Consider the following 18,345-nt stretch of genomic DNA (forward strand, 5'->3'; position numbering starts at 1 on the left):
GTGTACGTGCGTTTACCCTGGGGGTGAACGCACGTACACCCCTGCCTTGACGCCGAGCACCGTACGGAGAAACATGCCCGCGGACATACCGGTCCCCGTCGATCCCGCGCCCCCCGCCGTCCAGGCCCAGCACCCCCGCTTCGCCGTCGGCGTGCTGGCGTTCTGCGGTGTCGTGGTAGCGGTGATGCAGACGATCGTCGTCCCGCTGCTGCCGCACATCCCCGCGCTGACCGGCGCCACCCCCGCCGCCGCGAGCTGGCTGGTCACCGTCACCCTCCTCACCGGCGCGGTCTTCACCCCGGTCCTGGGCCGGGTCGGCGACATGTACGGCAAGCGGCGGGTGCTCGTCGCCTCGCTCGCGGTGCTGGTGGTGGGCTCGGTGCTCTGCGCGGTCAGCTCCCACATCGGGGTGCTGATCACCGGCCGCGCGCTTCAGGGCGCGGCGATCGCCGTCGTACCGCTGGGCATCAGCATCCTGCGCGACGAGCTCCCGCCCGAGCGTGTCCTGTCCGCCGTCGCGCTGATGAGCTCCACGCTCGGGATCGGCGCGGCCATCGGCCTGCCGGTCGCGGCCCTGGTCATCGAGAACTTCGACTGGCACACCATGTTCTGGGTCTCCGGCGTGATCGGTCTCATCGACATCGCGCTGGTCCTGCGCTGTGTGCCGGAGTCCCCGCTGCGCAGCCGCGGCCGCTTCGACGCCGTCGGCGCGCTCGGCCTGTCCGTCGCGCTCGTCTGCCTGCTGCTCGCGGTCACCCAGGGCGCCGACTGGGGCTGGGGGTCGGTCCGGACGGTCGGCCTGCTCGCGACGGCCGTCGTGGTGGCACTGCTCTGGGGCGCGTACGAGCTCCGCGTCGCGACGCCCATGGTCGACCTGCGGGTCTCGGCCCGCCCCGCCGTACTGCTCACCAACGTCGCGGCGCTGCTGATCGGCTTCGCGTTCTACGCGAACTCGCTGGTCACCGCCCAGATGGTGCAGGAGCCGAAGGCCACGGGGTACGGGCTCGGCGTCTCGCTCGTCGTCAGCGGGCTGTGCCTGCTGCCGGGAGGTGTGGCGATGGTGGCGCTCTCGCCCGTATCGGCGCGGATATCGGCCAAGCGCGGGCCGAAGGTCAGCCTGGCGCTGGCCGCCGGGATCATCGCCGTCGGCTACGGGGTGCGGTACTTCACCAGCCACAGCCTGTGGCTGATCATCGCCGGCGCCACGGTCGTCGCCTCGGGCACCGCGATCGCCTACTCGGCCCTGCCCGCCCTGGTGATGCGCGGAGTCCCGGTCAGCGAGACCGGGGCCGCCAACGGTCTGAACACCCTCATGCGGTCGATCGGACAGGCCTTCTGCAGCGCGACGGTGGCCGCGGTGCTGGCCAACATCACGTTCCAGGCGGGGGGCAGGACGGCCCCGACCCTCCACGCGTACCAGCTGGTCTTCGTGATCGCGGCGGGAGCGGCGCTCGCGGCCCTGGCCGTCACGCTGTTCCTGCCGGGCGGGAAGCCGGCCGTGGCGGGTACGGTCGGGGAGAGCCGCAAGGCGCCGGGCATCCGCGAGGGCGGTGTACGGACAGCACAGATCCAGGAGGGCGCATGACCGGCGGCCAGGCCATCGCACCGGCCCCCGGGTCCGCGGACGCGGGCACCGGCCGGGGCGCGATCCTGCGCGCGGCGCGGCGGGCGTTCACCCAGCGCCCGTACGCCGAGGTGACGATCCGCCAGATCGCCGCGGACGCCGGGGTGAGCCCGGCCCTCGTGGTCAAGCACTTCGGCCGCAAGGAAGAGCTGTTCAACACCGTCGCCGACTTCGGCCCGGCCGCCGCGGAGCTGTTCGACGCCCCGCTCGGGCTGCTGGGCCGCCACATGGTCGTCACGCTGGTGACCCGCCGCCGCGAGCTCAAGTCCGACCCGCTCCTGCGCGTGGTGTTCTCCCTCGGCAACCAGGACGAACGCTCGCTCCTGCGCGACCGGTTCCACGAACAGGTCACCGACGCCCTGACCGCCCGCCTCTCCGGCCGGGACCGCGCGCTGCGCGCCGAGCTCCTGGCCGGACACCTCCTCGGCCTCGGCGCGACGCTCAGCCTCCACCGCGAGGGAGCAGGCGCCCTGGCCTCCCCGGAACGCATCGCCGACCTCTACGCGCCCGCGCTCCAGACGTTGATCACCGGCTGAGCGGCCGGGGTAGGGTCTTGGCCATCCGACGAGGGGGCCTCCTGTGTCTGTCCGTATCCGCACCCGCAGAAACGCGGCGGCACTCGCCGCGGCGGCCGCTCTGGTGGCATCCCTGGCGGGCTGCTCCGAGGCGGCCACGCCGCAGGGCCCCGGGGGCGATGTCCCGCAGGGGGCCCCGTCGGTGCACGAGTCGGCCGACCGGGCCGGGACGACCGAAGTCGCCGCGGAGACGGCGGGTGCGGGCGGGGACGCGCAGGGGGCACCGCCCCCCGGAGCCGAGAAGGTCCGGGACGCCTTCGCCGGCCTCCAGGCCACCCTCGACGACACCTGCACCCCCGGCGCCGGGGACTGCGCCTACTTCCTGGGCCGGGTGAACGAGGAACTGACCGGCCTGGACGCGTCGATGAAGGCCGACCAGCGGGGTTCCGGCCGCTTCGAGGAGCCCCTGGCGTGGACGGCCGCGCTGCGCACCACGCTGGCCGGTGACACCTCCACGGCCAACCTGGAGAAGCACTTCAAGGACCTGACCGGCACGCGCGACCGCGTCAACACCTGGATGCAGGACCACCCGGAGGACTACCGCTGACCCGGGAGCCCCCGACCGGGCCCCGGCCGCGGGGTCACTTGCCCAGCTTCGCGGCCAGCGCGGCACGCCGGGCGAACATCTCGTCCTGGGACGCGGCCGTCTCGCGCAGGGCCGTCTTCCGCTCCCGCCGGCCGAGCCGGTCCAGATAGAGGTGGCCGCGCAGGTGGTCCGTCTCGTGCTGGAGGCAGCGGGCGAAGTAGCCGCGGCCCTCGATCACCAGCGGACCGCCGTCCTTGTCCCGGCCGCGCACGACCGTACGGTCCAGGCGGGGCACCATGCGGTACGGGCCCGGGACGGACAGGCACCCCTCGGACTCCTCGACCAGCCGGCGCTGCTCGGGTGCCACCTCGTCCAGGACGGGATTGGCGATGTGCCCGACATGGCGCACCCCCCACTCGTCCGTGATGTCCCACATGAACAGCCGCAGGTCCACGTCGACCTGGTTGGCTGCGAGTCCGGCGCCCTCCGCCACCTGGTTGGTGGCGAACATGTCGTCGACCAGCCGCGCGAGCTCCGGGGTGCCGAACTCGGATACCTCCCGGCACGGCCGGCGCAGAATCTCCTCCCCGACGACGGTGATCCGGCGCACCGCACCCCGTTCGGCCTCCGGCGCGAACCGGGGGAACGAGTCGACGGGTACGCCCTGCACGCGTACCCGGCGGTCCTGCGAGCTGTCGTCGGACCGAGTGGCCATGGAGTACCAACGCCTTCCGGGCATAAGGGAGTCGGCCGGGGCGACCGGCTTGACCGAACGCTTTGCAAAGTAGCACTCTTTGCAAAATGAGCGATGAGAAGCGCCAATCCGCACCCACGGGCCCCCTGCCCCACCGCGCCCGTAAACCGCTCCCGGACCACCCCGTGCGCGTGGCCCTGCTGGACCTGCTCGCCGACGCCGGCACGGTGACGTCCACCGAGGCCGCCGCCCGCCTCGGCCACAGCTCCGGCCTCTGCTCCTTCCATCTGCGCCAGCTCGCCGCGCACGGCCTCATCGAGGAGGCGCCGCACACGGGCGGCCGGGTGCGGCCGTGGCGGCTCCGCTGGGAGCCCTCCGGTGAGCCGGGCGGGGAGGCGCCGGAGGAGTTCGACGCGCTCGCACGCGGACTGGAGGACGAGAGCTACCGGCACTGGCTGAGCCATCGCGACCAGGCGCCGGCCGAGTGGCAGCAGGACGAGTCCTTCAGCGCCGTGGTCCACCTCACTCCGGCAGAGGCAGCCGAACTCGCCGCCTCCGTACGCCACTTGATGGCCGGCTACCGCGACCGGGACCAGCACCCCGGGGCGCGCCCCGCGGACGCCGTGGCCGTGGCCGCGGTCACCAGGCTCTTCCCCCTGCTGCCCGACAGCCCCGGCCGGCCGGCGACGGCCTGACGGAACGGTGAACGGCCGCGCCCCGGAGCCGGATCAGCTGAAGACGACCGACCGGAGCTTCAGCCGGCTGGAGGCGTGGCCGCGGTCGGGCCGCAGGGTGTAGTGGTCGCCGTCGCAGTCCGGGCCGGTGAAGACCGTCGCGGTGGAACCGGTGTTGTTCCAGGGCGTGTCGGCCGGGTCCGAGGTCTCCGGGCCGGCCAGTCCGGGCAGGGTGACGCACTCCCGGCTCGGCGGGTCGAGCAGGGCGACCGCCTGTCGCACGGTTCATTCGAGGTCGGGCGGAACGGGTCAAGATCGTTCCGACCCGGGTCCGGCCCGGCACCGACCGCGCCGGACCACGGATTCACTCGCACGCTGTACGCCTCACCCATACGGGAACCGCCGAATCGGTTCGCTGTCGGCCATGTGGGTCACGCCCCGGACGGACCGCCCCGAAACCGACTGTGTTGTGCAACCCGCACGGCCGCGCCAGGATCGGCACCGCACCGCACCGCACCCAGCGCACCGCCCTTCCCGCACCGCGCTGAACTCGACCTGGAGGCCCCGCCGTTCATGAGTGACTTCAGCATCCACCGCGGACAGGTGCATCACGCCTGGGACCGGACGTTCAAGCCCGTCGCCACGCTCGCCCCCGGTGACGAAGCGGTCCTGGAGTTCCAGGACGCGAGCGGCGGCCAGCTCACCGCCGGTTCGACCTCCGCGGACCTCGAAGAGCTCGATTTCGCCACCCTCAACCCCGTCACCGGCCCCCTGTACGTGACCGGGGCAGAGCCCGGTGACGCGCTGGTCGTCGACATCCTCGACGTACAGGTCGGGGAGTGGGGCTGGACGGCCTGCCTGCCCGGGTTCGGATTGCTCGCCGACGACTTCCCCGACCCGTACCTGCGCGTCTCGGCGATCGCCGGCGGATACGCCGACCTGCTGCCCGGCCTGCGGATCCCGGTGGTGCCGATGATCGGGACGATCGGCGTCGCCCCGCCCGAGCCCGGACCGCACTCGGTCATCCCGCCCCGCCGCTGGGGCGGCAACATGGACATCCGCCACATCGGCCCCGGCGCCCGGCTCATCCTGCCCGTCGGGGTCGCGGGCGCCCTGCTCTCGGCGGGCGACGCGCACGCGGCGATGGGTGACGGCGAGGTCTGCGGCACGGGCATCGAGACGCGGGCGACGGTGCGGCTGCGGGTGGACGTCCGCAAGGGCGCGGCGCCCCGCACCCCGGTCATCGAGACGGACCCGGTCAGCGCCCGTGCCGGCGCGGCCCTGGCCACGACGGGCATCGGGCCGGACCTGATGGAGGCGGCCAAGGACGCCGTCCGCGCGCTGATCGACGAGATCTCGGCCCGTACGGGGCTCGTTCCGCAGGACGCGTACCTGCTGGCGAGCGTGGCGGCCGACCTGAGGATCTCCGAGATCGTGGACGCGCCGAACTGGGTGGTCACGGCCCATGTGGAGCGTGCACTGCTGAACGGGGAGCAGGCGTAGGCATGGACCCGCGCCCGCCCGGTCATCCGGCCGCGTTGCGCCGGACGGTCACGTCCACTGTCATGTACGTGCTGGGCGAGTCCTGGGGCGAGTGGCTCTGGTACGTCAGAAGGGCCAGATGCCCCGTACACGACGTACACCTCCACGCCCGGGTCCGCCCACCCGGCCCGGGGCCCGGGGGCGGCGCGGCGGCTACGCGGGCGGGTTGAGCCTGCGGAAGTACGTCCAGCTGGTCTCGTTCGGCTCGCTCCACTTCTCCGGGGCCCGTGCGAACTCCGGGTGGTGGTCGCGGATGTAGGCACGGGTCCGCCCGGGGACCTCGGTGTACGAGCCGAGCTTGCGGCCCCGGCAGTGGAAGGTGAGGCCGCCGGGCCGTTGGCCGCGGGCCATCCACGGGAGCCACGGGGACATCCGGGTCCACGACATGGTGGCCGGGACGCTGGGTGCCGGGCCGGCCAGGTCGGCGCGGCCGGCGAAGAACTGGAAGAGCTCCAGGGCCTTGTAGGTGTCACCGGACGAGTGGACGGGGTACTGGGCCACCGGCAGCGGCGAGGGGTAGGCGAGCGGGATCTCCAGGCTGAAGCAGACCTGGCCGCCGAGCTCGGTCGTCGGGATCGGAAAGGGGCGCCACTTCTGGTTCGCCGGGTCGTTCCAGACGTGCACCACCGGCAGGTCCTGCCAGGTCTCCAGGATCTCGCGGCTCGCGGGGTCCAGGTAGAAGGCGGCCTCGCGGGTGAGCAGTTGGTAGGCGTCCGGTCCGGCTTCGGAATCCTGGACCAGGCGGGCGACGTTGAGCCCCTCGAAGCCGAAGACGCGCTGGTAGGGCTCGTCGGGGGACCAGGCGTACACGTCTCCGGACCACCAGTACGTGACCTCCTCGCCGTCGAGCGAGGCGCGGGTGCGGGCGAAGGAGCGGAGCAGCTCTGCGGGTGTCGTCATACGCACTACTCTGCGCGGCCGTTGCCCCGGCCGGGCGGGAAACACCGCGGTCCCCGATGAGATTCGCAAGAGAAGGCCGCGCCGTCCTGGCACCGATCCGCTCTCCCCGCCATCTGTATCAGAGACCGGCAGAAGGCCGGCGGAAGACCGGAAGTGCACCGGGAGAGGACTGGGAACTGTGCATTCATCGCGTCGCCTGTGGTGTCTCGCCCTGTCCTGCTGCGTGCTCGCGGCCGCGACCGTGTCGTCCTGCACGGTGCCGGCGCCGGTCAGGAACGAGAAGCAGACGGCACGGGACGCCTACGCGGGTGGGTACGAGAAGGGCCGGGCCGTGCGGGAGTCGAGCGGCAAGGGGGCGTCGATCGCCGAAGTCGTATGGGGCGGCTGCACGCGACGGGCCCTCGACGCGGGGCCGCCGGCCGAGGCGGACCGGGGGGCCTGGGTCGGGGGATGCCTGGACGGGGTGAGCGAGCGCGCCGAGGACCCGCCTGACGGCCCGGTGACCGTGAGGACGCGGGAGAAGGGCCTCCTTCCCGAATTCCTGGAATGGCTCGGGGACGAGGACGATCGCGCGCTCGCGACCCACGTCAGCGCGATCACGGTCGTGGAACTGGGGACTCCAGGGCTCGACTTCGACGTCGAGCTGACGACGGACTACCGGCCCAGCGCTGCCGACAGGTTCGACGCCGAGGAGATGTCGGCCGAGTTCGTCGAGTGGTGGGACGGGGACGACGGGGACGGGAAGGCCCAGAACCTCGTCGTCCGTGGATCCCATGGGGAGAAGATCGCAGCGCGCAGACTGTAGGGCCCGGCCCGGCCCGGCCCGCCCCGGCTGGACTGGGCTTGGCCGGGGGCGGTCTGCCGTCGTCCGGAACCCGTCGCTCTCATTGCGTGCTCGTCGAAATTACGGCCGGGGGGCGTGGCCACGGCTTCAGGGTTGACGCAATCACTGACCGACCCGAGCAAACGGGGGACACCATGCTCACGCTCAAGAACCCCAGCCGACTCGCCGCAGGCTCCGCACTGATCGCCGGAACACTCGTCCTCGGAGCCCCGGCGGCCCACGCCGACACCTGCTCCGGGGGCAGTTCGGGCATGAACTGCGGCAACTACGCCCCGTCCGCACTGCTGAACCACTCCTGTTTCGAGCCGTCGCCCACCTGTGGCAACCGCGTCCTCCAGGTCGACACCCTGAGCACCACGTACAGCTGGTTCAAGTGCTACGTGCGCGGCGAGAAGCACAGCGGCGACAACAACGTCTGGTACTACACCAACGGCGACGACAGCGGGAACTACGGCTACATCCCCGCGTCCCGCGTCTTCACCAACGTGGACCCGGCGCCCGGCCTTCCGCACTGCTGACGGCGCTCCGTGCCGTACCCGCCCGCCGGGCTTCAGAGCGTCAGGGCGCCTTGAGCAGGTCGTGCAGACGGTCGACGTGCGCCTGAACGGACGTTCGAACCGAGTGCGGGGGCCGCAGGGGGAGGGGAGCGCGTGTAAGCCGGGTTTCCCGTTGCGTGCTGGACGAGTCTGTTTGATCCTGGCGGCCGAGGACCGCCCACCCCGTGGCGGCCGACGTGGACGAAAGGCCCTCCGTGCGCAAGCTCGTGTACTTCATCGCCTCCACCCTGGACGGCTTCATAGCCGGTCCGGACGGCGACGACCCCAGCGGACCGGACGGATTCTGGCCGGTCCCGGAGGACTACATCGGGCACCTGATCGCCGAGTACCCGGAGACCCTGCCCGGCCCCGCCCGTACCGCGCTGTCCATCTCGGCGCAGGGCACGCACTTCGACACGGTCGTCGAAGGGCGCAGGTCCTACGAGATCGGCCTCAGGGCCGGCCTGGCCGACGCCTACCCGCATCTGCGGCACATCGTGTTCTCCCGGACGCTGGGCGAGAGCCCGGACACCGAGGTGGAGATCGTGTCCGGCGACCCGGTGGCGCGGGTCAGGGAGCTGAAGCAGGAGGAGGGCAAGGACATCTGGCTGGTCGGCGGGGGAGAGCTGGCGGGCGCGCTGTACTCCGAGATCGACACGCTGATCGTCAAGCTGAGCCCGGTGACCCTCGGCGCGGGCATCCCGCTCTTCTCCGACCGGGCCACGTTCGACCCGTTGAGCTGGACGCTCACGGATCACAAGGTCCTGGACAGCGGGGCACTGTTCCTGACGTACGAATGCGCCACCACATCCGTGACAATCTCCGTCACCGACTGACAGAACCGTCCGGCCGCCCACCCACGTCCTCGACTTCGCCGGAACCTCCATGCGCCTATTCTCAACGTCATTGAACTGATGGCCAACTGGCAATCAGTTGATATGAGTTCGGGGAGGCGTATCAGCATGAGCGGTGCCAACGGGGACGGGGACGGGGACGGCCGCAGCGGGCCGGAAGACTACGTCGACGGGGGCCTCAAACCGCTTACCGCCTTCGACCCGGCGCGTATCGGGCCGTACCTGCTGCTCGGCCGGCTCGGCGCCGGGGGCATGGGGCGGGTGTTCCTCGCCCGATCGGACAGCGGGCGCACCGTGGCCATGAAGGTGGTCCACGAGGAGCACGTGTCCGACGAGCGGTTCAGGGCACGGTTCCGGCGGGAGATCGAGGCGGCGGGGCGGGTCTCCGAGCGGTACACCGCGCCGGTGCTGGACTCCGGGCCCGACGAGGACCCGCCGTGGGTGGCGACCGGGTATGTGCCGGGCCTCTCGCTGGAGCAAGTCGTACGGCGGCACGGGCCGTTGCCCGCCTCGGCGCTGCACACCCTCGCGGACGGGCTGCTGCGTGCCCTGAAGGACATCCATGACGCGGGGATCGTGCACCGCGACCTGAAGCCCTCGAACGTCATGCTGACCGCGGACGGGACCAAGGTCATCGACTTCGGGATCGCGCGGGCCATGGAGACCTCCGTCGAGGCGCTGCTGACCAGTACGGGAATGATCATCGGGTCGCCCGGCTTCATGGCACCGGAGCAGTTGCGCGGGGACGGCGCCGTGCCCAAGAGCGACGTGTTCACCGTCGGGTGCGTGCTCACGTACGCGGCGACGGGGAGGCTGCCGTTCGGGCAGGGGGCCACCAACCAGCACGCCGTCATGTACCGGATCGTGCAGGAGGAACCGGACCTGGAGGCGGTCGGGAATCCCGCCCTCCGCTCGCTCATCGCGCGGTGCCTGACCAAGGACGTCGAGCAGCGCCCCAGTGTGGACGAACTGCTGGCGGACCCCGGCCGGGTCGGGCCGGTGGCGGCCGGACGGGCATGGCTGCCGCCCGACGTACTCACCCACATCGCCCGGCAGACCGCCAGGCTGCTCGACGCCGAGGTACAGCCACTGCGTGAGGGGCCTGCGGACCGGGCGACCGTCGGCCTGCGCCCGCAGGCCGAGCCGGGCGCCGTGGTCCAGTCGGCCGAGCCGGGCGCCGTCGTCCGTGCCGCCGAGCCGGACGCCGTCGTCCCGGCGGCCGACGCGGGCCCCGAGACGAAGGCGGGACCCGACAAACGTCCCCGCCGTCGCCGGACCATCATCGCGGTGCCCGTCTTCGTCGTACTCGCCGCCGGGGGAGGCACGGTGGCCGTCCTCCAGCCCTGGAGCGGCGGCAGTGACGGGGTGCACGCCCAGACGCCGGGCAGCAGCGTGAGCCCCACCTCTGGAGGCAGCAACTCACCGGGTGGGCAAGGCGGTTCGCCGTCCGCGCAAGGGAAGGGCAAGGACGACAAGGGCGGCGGAGGCGGCAAGAGCGGAGCCACGGAGCAGGGGGGCGAGAAGCAGGAGAAGTCCGGCGGGGCCTCAGCCGGCCGCGGCGACGCGGCGTCCGATTCCGGGGACTCCGCGGGCGCGAAGACAGGCGGCTCGTCCGCCTCCGGCAGCTCGTCCTCGGGCTCGTCGGGTTCCTCGGGCACGTCGGGCACCTCGGGCTCGAAGACAGGTGACGCCTCCGGCTCCAGCGGCTCGTCCACGGGCTCCTCGGGCAGCAGCGGTGGAGGCTCGTCCGACTCGGGCGGCTCGTCCACCGGCTCCCCGCCGCCGGCCATGAAGGGCTACGAGCTCCGCTACACCAACTCCTGTGTCGGGGCATGCGACATGCCGCTCAACGTGAGCTGGTCACCGGTGTCCCGAGCGACTCGGTACGACGTCCACTACACCAACAAGGGCAGCGTCTTCACCAAGAAGAACGTCGACACCATCTACTCCACGAGCGGCACCAACTACACGATCAAGGGCCCGTACTCCGACGACGAGATCTGCGTCTCGGTGCGCGCGGCCAATAAGTACGGCGCCTCCGCCTGGGCGGAGACCTGGTGCGGCAAGGTCCCTCAGTGAGCGCGGTCGATCACCGCGTCCAGGAACCCGCGGATCGGGGTGTGCAGCTCCCGCTGGGCGCCCACACCGCCACGGCGACGACGTCGGAGACGTAGGCGGCGCGGGAGACGTCCTGCGGATGACGCTCGGCGGCGCCGTGCCCGCGCTGGTCGACCGCGACGATCCGGAGTCCGGGGCTCAAGGACCGGGCCACCGTGTCCCATTCACCGGCGTGGCCGGCCAGGCCGTGCAGCCGGATGACGGGCTGTCCCGGCCCGCCCCGGTCCCGGCAGACGAGCCGGACACCGTCCCGCATCACCGTGCGCTCGGACCAGGACATACGGGCCTCCGGGATGTGAAGGGCCAGTGGATCAGGAGCGCCGGGGGAGTGCCAGCAGGTTTCGCGCGCCGACCGGCACGGGGCGGTGGCCCGGCCGGTCGGCGCTGTGCTGCTTACTGCTGTGCTGCTGTGACGCGGAGTGAGGCGGCCGTGTCAGGAGGCCGCGTCAGGCCGCGGTGCAGGTGGCGCCGCTGAGGGTGAACGCGGTCGGTGCCGTGTTCGTACCGTTCTGGCTGCCGGTGAACCCGACCGTGACCGATCCGTCGGCGGCGATCGTAGAGGTGTACGAGGCGGGGGCGACGCTCACCGAACCGCCGGTCTGGGTGGGGGTTCCGCCCCACATGTTGGTGACGGTCTGGCCGTTGGCGAAGGAGAACCCGAGCGTCCAGCCGTCGATGGCGGTGGTGCCGGTGTTGCGGATGGTGATCTCGGCCTGGAAACCGTCGGGCCACTCGCCGACGACGTGGTATCCGACGGAGCAGCCGACACCCGGCGTTGTGCCGCCCGCCTCCGTGGTGACGCCGACCGTGGCCGAGCGCACCGAACGGTTCCCGGCCGCGTCGCGGGCGTAGACGGCGAAGGTGTACGTGGTGTCGGCGCTGAGGCCGGTCACGGTGACGGAGTTGGTGGTGGTCGAGGCGACGTTGCTCTCCGAGCCACCGCTGACGCGGACGACGTCGTAGCCGGTGACGGCGGCGTTGTCGGTGGCGGCGGCCCAGCTGAGGGTCGCGGAGGTGGCCGTCACGGCGGAGGCGGCCGGAGCGCCGGGGGCGGTCGGGGCCTCGGTGTCGTCCTCCGGGGCGCCGCCGTAGACGGTGGCCTCGCGGGAGGTCTGGGCGATGCCGTCGGCGCCGTGGAAGATGCGCTCACCCCAGGGGCTGAGCCGCGTGGGGTCGAAGCCGATCGTCAGGTCGAGGACCGGGTCGGTGTTGCCGCTCCACGACCAGGCGATGTAACCGAGCTCGAGCTGCTCGGCGGTGGCCATCATGGTGTCCTCGTCCGGATCGCCGTACTGATCGGCGGGACCGCCGAACTCACCGATGACCAGGGGGAGTCCGGCGTCCACGAAGGCGTTCAGATAGTCGGTGACCTTCTCGGCGGTGTTGTAGACGCTGTACATGTGGATCGAGAAGATCAGGTTGCCGGTGGAGTCGGCGTCGTAGATCGCCTGCGCGTTGTCACGCATGACGTTTTCCCAGTCCTGCCCCCAGTTGGGCGCGTCCACCATGATCGTGTGGGCGAATCCGGCGGCGCGCAGCTTCTGGATCGCGGCGGTGGTGGGAGCGGTCCAGCCGGCCGGATCGGTGTTGCCCCAGGGCTCGTTGCCGATGTTGATGACGACGTAGTCCTCCTGGCCGGCGAGGACGTCCTTCAGGCTGATCCAGTAGTCGGCGGCGTGATCGAGCGTTCCGGCTGCGGAGTCCTCTCCGTAGCCGGTGGTGTCGTGCACCTCCAGGACGCAGATGAGCCGGTTGGCCTTGCACTGGGCGATGACGGCGGCGACGTCCTCCGGGCTGTTCCTGCTCCAGCGGAATCCGTCGGAGAGGACGACGCGCACGGTGTTGGCGCCGGTCGCCTTGATGTCGGCGAGCGACTGGGTCTCGCTCGGGTACCAGGCGTGGGCGTGGTTGACCCCGCGCATGACGAAGTCGTTCCCGTTGCCTTCGAGCAGCCGGCCGTCGCTGATGTGGAGACCGGTGGCGGCGGCGGGCGTGGGGGCGGTGGCGGCCTGTGCCGGGGCGAGACCGCCGAGGGCGATCAGCCCGAGGAGGGTGGCCAGGACGGTCAGAACGGTGGTGACGGGAGTCCTGCGCGCTGGGTTCTCAGCCGTGCTTCTTGCTGTTCTCACTGCGGCTCCAGAGGGTGGACGGATCAAGAGCTGAGCATCGACAGACGTTCCATGGCTTCATGGGAGCGCTCCCATATTTGCGCGCTCCCATGAAGCCATTCGGTCAGGGGCACGTCAAGAGAGCGGGCAGGGTTGGCGGTGACCGCCGGGTGGCGACGGTCGGCGCTGGGGGGTTCGCGGGGGTCTCATCCGGTGGCTCGCGAGCCATGCGTCCGCACTTATCGCCTGATAATATTTCAGCCAATGTGAGAGACAGGGTGGGTGACGGCGTGAGCGATGCGGCGCGGTTGCCGGCACGCTCGGACGAGCTCCTCGCGGCAGCGGAGCGCGCGTTCGCGAGGCGTGGTTACTTCGGGACCTCGACGGCCGAAGTGGCTGCTGAGATGGGGGTGTCGCAGCCTTACGTGATGCAGGCGTTCCGTTCGAAACGGAACCTCTTCGTGCTGACCCACCGGTTCTCGGGCGAGAAGGTCCTGCGTGCCTTCCGTACCGGTCTCGCGGACGGGGGTTTCGACCCGTCCCGCATTGGATCGGCCTACCGGGAACTCGTCCTGCGACAGGGGCCCGCCGTGCTCGTCTTCGCGCACGCGTTCTCCGCAGCCGCCGGCGAACCGGTGATCGGGGAGGAATCGCGACGCCTGTTCGGCGAGATCCACCAGCTCCTGGTTTCGTCGGGCGCGACGGAACCGGAGATCGCCGGATTCATGGGCCGCGGGATGCTGATCAACACGCTGCTGCTCATGGAAGGTCCCCGCTATGCCGCCCGGCACGGCTTCGAACCGCTCACGGAGCTGGTCCTCGGCTCCTGACCAGCGGCCCGTTACGACGTCGACGCCGGGGCCGACGCCGAGGCCGACGACGGGTCGACCCGTTGATCGAGACAGAGAGTAGAAGTAGAAATGGGAACAAGACGTGTCTGAAGCCGTTCCGTTCACCGATAACATCCGCGACCTCTCCAACACCCAGGGCTACCAGTTCGAGTTCCACTGCGAGCGCTGCGGCAACGGCTACCGGTCCGCCTTCGAGCGTGACCTCCGTGAAACCGGCCAGAACCTCGTGCGCGGTGTGAGCAGCCTCTTCGGCGGGTCGCTCTCCAACATCAGCAACGCCGCCGACCGGTTGCTGGACCGCGGGACGAACTCCGCCGCCAAGGACAAGGCGATGCGCACGGCCGTCAACGAGATAGCCGACCGCTTCAACCAGTGCCGAGGGTGCGGCGACTGGGTCTGCGGAGAGATCTGCTGGAACGGCCAGGTCGGCCAGTGCGCCCGCTGCTCCCCCATCGCCACGGAGGAGATCGCCCAGCTCCAGGCCGAGGCCAGGCGCCGCCAGATCGCGGACCAGCTCCAGACCACGAACCTCACGCAGGGCCTCAACGTCGGTCAGCAGGCGCAGCCTCGATGCCCGTCCTGCGGGGCGCAGGCGCTCGGCGGGAGTTTCTGCGGCGAGTGCGGCTCCTCGCTGCGGCAGGAGAAGACGTGCGCCTCCTGCTCCACCGTCAACCCGGCCGCGTCCAGGTTCTGTTGTGGCTGCGGAAACGGCCTGAGCTGAGGGTTCCCGGCTTCGTTGTCCACCGGGCGAGCCGGCCCCTGCCTGCCGGCCGCCCGGTGGAGCCGTCACCGGCCTGTATGAGGGGCCGCGCCGGCTGTCTCCGCTCAACAAGCCAATGATTGCGGGCCACTTACCCGACTCACTGACCCCCGTGAAGCGGATTCTGGGAGACTCCGACCGGGAGAGCGCCCGGCGGGGCGCAGGGGATGAACGAGGGCAGGGGCCAACCGTGGAAGCGTTGATCATCAGTGCGATCGTGCTGGGGCTGCTCGTGGTCGCAGCCCTGATCAAAGCCATTCACCTCATCCCGGAGTCCAGCAGCGCCGTCGTGGAGCGTCTCGGCCGGTACGACCGCACCCTCGACCAGGGCCTGCACATCGTCCTTCCGTTCATCGACTCCGTCCGTAACCGGATCGACCGCCGTCAACAGGTCATTCCCTTCCCACCGCAGCCGATGACGACGCAGGACAGTCTGGTCGTCAACATCGACACCGTCATCTATTTCACCGTCACTGACGTTCGGGCGGCGACGTACGAGGTCGCGAGCTACACCAACGCCATGGAGTACCTCCTCATCGTGACTCTCCGCACCGTCATCAGCGGCATGAGCCTGGCGAAGGTGGTCGCCTCCCGCGACGAGATCGCCGCCGCTCTGCGCAGAGTCCTCGAAGAGGACACCGGCAAGTGGGGCATCCAGGTCCACCGCCTCGAACTCAAGTCGATCGAGCTGCCCATCCCCATCCAGGAATCGATGGAGGGGCAGATGCGCGCGGACTTCGACAAGAAGGCGGCCATCCTGCGCGCCGAGGCGACCCGGGCGGAGGCGGTGATGAAGGCGGAGACGGAACGGGACGTGGCGGCGATCCTCGCCGGCAGGGCGGAGGCGGCTCGTACGGCACAACCGTTGCCCGCCCCGTCGGCTCGGCCTCCCGGCCACCAGCCGCTACGGGAGGAGGACCCCCGCCGAATCGGCCGCTACGACCTCGTGGCGAGGCTGGGCCGGGGAGGAATGGGAACGGTCTTCCTCGGCCGGTCCCCGGGCGAGCGGATGGTCGCAGTCAAAGTCATCCACGCCGAGTTCGCGTCCGATCCGACGTTCCGGCAGCGATTCACCCGCGAGATCGAGGCCGCACGTCGTGTGGGCGGCTTCCACACCGCGGCCGTGGTCGACGCGGACGCGGAAGGCGAGAACCCCTGGCTGGTCACCGAGTACATTCCCGGCCCCTCGCTGCACGATGTTCTCAGGCAGCACGGCGCGATGCCGCCGAGAACCCTGAACTCTCTCGCTCTCGGTATCGCCGAGGCCCTTGAGGGAATCCACTCCTGCGGCATCATCCACCGGGACCTCAAGCCGAGCAACATCATCGTCTCCACCGCGGGCCCACGCGTCATCGACTTCGGCATCGCGCGAGCCCTGGACAGCACCTCGCTCACCCGGACCGACTTCGTCGTGGGCACGCAGGGTTTCCTCGCCCCGGAGCAACTCGCGGGGCAGGCACCCACACCTGCCAGCGACCTCTACGCCTACGGCATGGTGCTGTGCCACGCTGCCGGCGCCGTTCCCTTCCCGGACGGCGAAACCCTTGAATCGGTACTGGAACTGCTGCCATCGACCCTCGTCGATGTCATCACCCGCTGCCTCAAGCACGATCCTGCCCATCGCCCGAACTGCACTCAGGTTCTGGAACGGCTCACGCGGATCCGCCAGAAGTCCGAAGACTGGCTGCCTCCCCCCGTCCGGACCATGGTCGACTTCCACAACGCTCCGACTGCCCGCTGAGTCAGGCTGTCAGCTGGGCAGCCCGCCCATCTCCCGTTCCGCGAAGGCCCGGAAGCTGTGTGCCGGGCGGCCGGTGAGACGCAGGACCGTGTCGGTGGTGCGGTCCTCCGCGCCCTCGGCGATGGCGCGGTCCATCCCGGCGAGCATCGCGGCGAACTCGGCGGGGATGTCGGCGGCCAGGCGGTCGCGCATCTGCTCGTACGTCAGCTGGTGGTGGGTGATGGTCCGGCCGGTGACCCGGGAGGCGATGGCGGCGATGTCGCCGTAGCTCAGCGCTTCGGGACCGGTGATGATCAGGTCGGTGTTCGGGGCGGGTGTCCCGGTCAGCGCGTGTACGGCGACGGTGGCGATGTCGTCGGCGTCGACGAACCCGACACGGCCCTCACCGGTTGCGGTGCGGATGGTGCCGTCCGCTTCGATGGTGCGGGCGTGGGCGTGGTCGCCGGTGAAGTTCTGCATGAACCACGAGGGCCGCAGGACCGCCCACTCGGGGAAGAGGCCGGGCAGCGCCTGGTGCACCTGCCCCACGGCGGGGCCGCCGGCGGGGATCGCCGACGAGCTGAGCAGCACCGCGCGCCGGACTCCCGCGCTCCGGGCCTGCCGGAGGAAGGGCAGCATGACGGCTGCCGGGTCCGACGATCCCAGCGGCGGAATGAGGTAGACCCGGTCCGTTCCGTCGAGGGCGCCCGCGTAGGACGAGGGGTCGTCCCAGTCGAACCGCACGGGGCGGGCCCCGTCCACGGGAGTGGCACGCCGACTGGCGGCTTTCACCCGCACGCCGGCGGAGACCAGCCGTGCGGCGACGCGGCTGCCGGTGGTTCCGGTGGCCCCGACGACCAGGGTGAACTTCGCTGAATCCGTCATCGGTTGCTCCCGGCGAAGTGGGTGGCGGGGTCCTGGAGGGCGAGCGGGTTCCAGTAGTCGCGGTAGTGGGTGATGAGGCCGTCCTCGACGGTGACGACGGCGATGTACGACATGTCGAAGGGGCTGTCGCTGTCCACGAGGCGGCCCACCCCTCGCATCTCGACCACGATGGTCTCCGGGGCGAGGGTCTGGTGGATCTCGACGTAGGGGAAGTCGTGGAGGTCGATGTGGTCGGGGTAGTCGCGCATGTACTCGGCGACGGCCGCCCTGCCCTCCAGCCGCTTCGGCCAGCCTTCCGGTGCGAAGGGGAATTCGAGGGTCCCGCCCTCGGCCCACAGGTCGATCCAGGCGGGGATGTCCTTCTCCAGCAGCAGTCGCAGGCCGCGGCGGTACAGGTCCACAGGTGTGGGATTCGCGCTCATGGGTGACTCCGTCCCGTACGATACGGACCGACGGTCCGTTTCGCTTCCACGATACGGACCTGTGGTCCGCTTTGTAAAACGGAGGAACGATGACCGACCGCAAGCCGCGGGTGGACGCCGCTCGCAACCGGGAGGCCGTGCTTGCGGCTGCCGACACGCTCTTCGCCCGCTGTGAGAGTCCCGAGGCGGTCACCATGGCCGACATCGCGGCAGCGGCAGGCGTCGGGAAGGCGACCCTCTTCCGCGGCTTCGGTGACCGAACCGGCCTCATCCACGCGCTGTACGAAGCGCGGCTCGCACCGGTCAGGCTGGCGACCGAGGAAGGCGCGCCGCCCCTGGGGCCCACCACCCCACCGCTCCAGCGCGTACCCGCTGTCCTCGATGCCGTCCTGTGCTTCAAGCTCGACAACCGGCACCTGGCACTGGCGCTGGAGGGAACCGGCCGCGACAGCCCGTACGAGGCGGAGCACTACGAGCTGTGGCACCACACGCTCCGGGCCGCACTGGAGCAGATCGCCGGACTCGACGACGCCGACTTCACCGCCCACGCCCTGCTGGCCGCCGTCCGCGCCGACCTGGTCGAACACCTCGTCGGTCAACAGCGCACGACCCGCGAGGGAATGCGTGCCCAACTGGCAGCCTTCACCGCGAGGGTGCTGGATTCCCCTGCGGTGGCGCAGGCCTGAACGCCACGGCGTCCCGAACCACGGCT

At 70.9% G+C, this 18,345-nt stretch carries 18 protein-coding genes and 3 pseudogenes; 14 read left to right on the forward strand and 7 right to left on the reverse strand.

Annotated features, from left to right (window positions below; translation table 11 throughout):
• The first annotated feature begins 73 nt into the window (after nucleotides 1–73).
• From AB0I52_RS28350 to AB0I52_RS28360, 3 genes are read left to right on the forward strand one after another with little or no spacing between them, the layout of a single operon-like run.
• On the forward strand, nucleotides 74–1,585 hold the full coding sequence (locus tag AB0I52_RS28350) for an MFS transporter (protein WP_363077305.1): 1,512 nt from the start codon (nucleotides 74–76) through the stop codon (nucleotides 1,583–1,585).
• Nucleotides 1,582–2,160, forward strand: coding sequence for a TetR family transcriptional regulator (locus tag AB0I52_RS28355; protein WP_363077307.1), 579 nt, complete (start codon nucleotides 1,582–1,584; stop codon nucleotides 2,158–2,160). The genes AB0I52_RS28350 and AB0I52_RS28355 overlap by 4 nt, the downstream gene beginning before the upstream one ends.
• A 43-nt stretch (nucleotides 2,161–2,203) precedes the next feature.
• The gene (locus tag AB0I52_RS28360; protein WP_363077309.1) at nucleotides 2,204–2,746 is read left to right on the forward strand and encodes a hypothetical protein; all 543 of its coding nucleotides are present in this window, start codon (nucleotides 2,204–2,206) and stop codon (nucleotides 2,744–2,746) included.
• Nucleotides 2,747–2,780: 34 nt separating this feature from the next.
• Here AB0I52_RS28360 and def read toward each other — a convergent pair whose 3' ends face one another.
• Nucleotides 2,781–3,440, reverse strand: coding sequence for a peptide deformylase (gene def, locus AB0I52_RS28365; protein WP_363077311.1), 660 nt, complete (start codon nucleotides 3,438–3,440; stop codon nucleotides 2,781–2,783).
• Between the two features lie 86 nt (nucleotides 3,441–3,526).
• On the opposite strand from def, the gene AB0I52_RS28370 reads away from it, so the two are divergent.
• On the forward strand, nucleotides 3,527–4,114 hold the full coding sequence (locus AB0I52_RS28370; protein WP_363077313.1) for a helix-turn-helix domain-containing protein: 588 nt from the start codon (nucleotides 3,527–3,529) through the stop codon (nucleotides 4,112–4,114).
• A 33-nt stretch (nucleotides 4,115–4,147) separates the two neighbouring features.
• Here the strand turns inward: AB0I52_RS28370 and AB0I52_RS28375 are convergent, their stop codons facing one another.
• Complete coding sequence (locus tag AB0I52_RS28375) at nucleotides 4,148–4,375, reverse strand: hypothetical protein (protein ID WP_363077315.1); 228 nt, start codon at nucleotides 4,373–4,375, stop codon at nucleotides 4,148–4,150.
• A gap of 291 nt (nucleotides 4,376–4,666) precedes the next feature.
• Between AB0I52_RS28375 and AB0I52_RS28380 the strand changes: the two genes are divergently transcribed.
• Entirely contained in the window at nucleotides 4,667–5,596 is a 930-nt protein-coding gene (locus tag AB0I52_RS28380) for an acetamidase/formamidase family protein (RefSeq protein ID WP_363077317.1), read from the forward strand.
• A gap of 192 nt (nucleotides 5,597–5,788) precedes the next feature.
• On the opposite strand, the gene AB0I52_RS28385 is transcribed toward AB0I52_RS28380, so the two are convergent.
• Complete coding sequence (locus tag AB0I52_RS28385) at nucleotides 5,789–6,535, reverse strand: DUF1838 family protein (RefSeq protein WP_363077320.1); 747 nt, start codon at nucleotides 6,533–6,535, stop codon at nucleotides 5,789–5,791.
• A 178-nt stretch (nucleotides 6,536–6,713) separates the two neighbouring features.
• On the opposite strand from AB0I52_RS28385, the gene AB0I52_RS28390 reads away from it, so the two are divergent.
• From AB0I52_RS28390 to AB0I52_RS28405, 4 genes are all read left to right on the forward strand, one after another.
• A complete protein-coding gene (locus AB0I52_RS28390; RefSeq protein ID WP_363077322.1) occupies nucleotides 6,714–7,340 on the forward strand; it encodes a hypothetical protein in 627 nt (208 codons plus the stop codon).
• A 173-nt stretch (nucleotides 7,341–7,513) separates the two neighbouring features.
• On the forward strand, nucleotides 7,514–7,897 hold the full coding sequence (locus tag AB0I52_RS28395; protein WP_363077324.1) for a hypothetical protein: 384 nt from the start codon (nucleotides 7,514–7,516) through the stop codon (nucleotides 7,895–7,897).
• Nucleotides 7,898–8,130: 233 nt separating this feature from the next.
• Entirely contained in the window at nucleotides 8,131–8,751 is a 621-nt protein-coding gene (locus AB0I52_RS28400; RefSeq protein ID WP_363077382.1) for a dihydrofolate reductase family protein, read from the forward strand.
• Nucleotides 8,752–8,877: 126 nt separating this feature from the next.
• Entirely contained in the window at nucleotides 8,878–10,848 is a 1,971-nt protein-coding gene (locus AB0I52_RS28405; RefSeq protein WP_363077326.1) for a protein kinase, read from the forward strand.
• A 70-nt stretch (nucleotides 10,849–10,918) separates the two neighbouring features.
• Here AB0I52_RS28405 and AB0I52_RS28410 read toward each other — a convergent pair.
• Together AB0I52_RS28410 and AB0I52_RS28415 are read right to left on the reverse strand one after the other, a co-directional pair.
• Nucleotides 10,919–11,167: pseudogene (locus AB0I52_RS28410) on the reverse strand (alpha/beta fold hydrolase); the annotation flags it as partial.
• A gap of 166 nt (nucleotides 11,168–11,333) precedes the next feature.
• Nucleotides 11,334–13,016, reverse strand: coding sequence for a cellulase family glycosylhydrolase (locus AB0I52_RS28415; protein ID WP_363077328.1), 1,683 nt, complete (start codon nucleotides 13,014–13,016; stop codon nucleotides 11,334–11,336).
• A 269-nt stretch (nucleotides 13,017–13,285) separates the two neighbouring features.
• On the opposite strand from AB0I52_RS28415, the gene AB0I52_RS28420 reads away from it, so the two are divergent.
• The 4 genes and pseudogenes from AB0I52_RS28420 to AB0I52_RS28435 all read left to right on the forward strand — a co-directional run.
• Nucleotides 13,286–13,825, forward strand: a complete 540-nt coding sequence (locus AB0I52_RS28420; RefSeq protein WP_363077330.1) for a TetR/AcrR family transcriptional regulator — start codon at nucleotides 13,286–13,288, stop codon at nucleotides 13,823–13,825.
• A 103-nt stretch (nucleotides 13,826–13,928) separates the two neighbouring features.
• Nucleotides 13,929–14,567 carry a zinc ribbon domain-containing protein gene (locus AB0I52_RS28425; RefSeq protein WP_363077332.1) on the forward strand — a complete coding sequence of 213 codons (639 nt, stop codon included), beginning with the start codon at nucleotides 13,929–13,931 and terminating at the stop codon, nucleotides 14,565–14,567.
• A 229-nt stretch (nucleotides 14,568–14,796) separates the two neighbouring features.
• A pseudogene (locus AB0I52_RS28430) lies at nucleotides 14,797–15,456 on the forward strand (SPFH domain-containing protein); the annotation flags it as partial.
• Nucleotides 15,457–15,555: 99 nt separating this feature from the next.
• Nucleotides 15,556–16,347: pseudogene (locus AB0I52_RS28435) on the forward strand (serine/threonine-protein kinase); the annotation flags it as partial.
• Nucleotides 16,348–16,356: 9 nt separating this feature from the next.
• Here AB0I52_RS28435 and AB0I52_RS28440 read toward each other — a convergent pair.
• Nucleotides 16,357–17,211: an NAD(P)H-binding protein gene (locus AB0I52_RS28440; RefSeq protein WP_363077334.1), complete on the reverse strand. Its 855-nt coding sequence runs from the start codon at nucleotides 17,209–17,211 to the stop codon at nucleotides 16,357–16,359.
• Complete coding sequence (locus AB0I52_RS28445) at nucleotides 17,208–17,633, reverse strand: nuclear transport factor 2 family protein (protein WP_363077336.1); 426 nt, start codon at nucleotides 17,631–17,633, stop codon at nucleotides 17,208–17,210. Before AB0I52_RS28445 ends, AB0I52_RS28440 begins: the two co-directional genes overlap by 4 nt.
• An 89-nt stretch (nucleotides 17,634–17,722) precedes the next feature.
• Between AB0I52_RS28445 and AB0I52_RS28450 the strand changes: the two genes are divergently transcribed.
• Entirely contained in the window at nucleotides 17,723–18,319 is a 597-nt protein-coding gene (locus tag AB0I52_RS28450) for a helix-turn-helix domain-containing protein (protein WP_363077338.1), read from the forward strand.
• Nucleotides 18,320–18,345: the final 26 nt, after the last annotated feature.

It is taken from the genome of Streptomyces sp. NPDC050423, assembly GCF_040655445.1.
Lineage (GTDB): Bacteria > Actinomycetota > Actinomycetes > Streptomycetales > Streptomycetaceae > Streptomyces.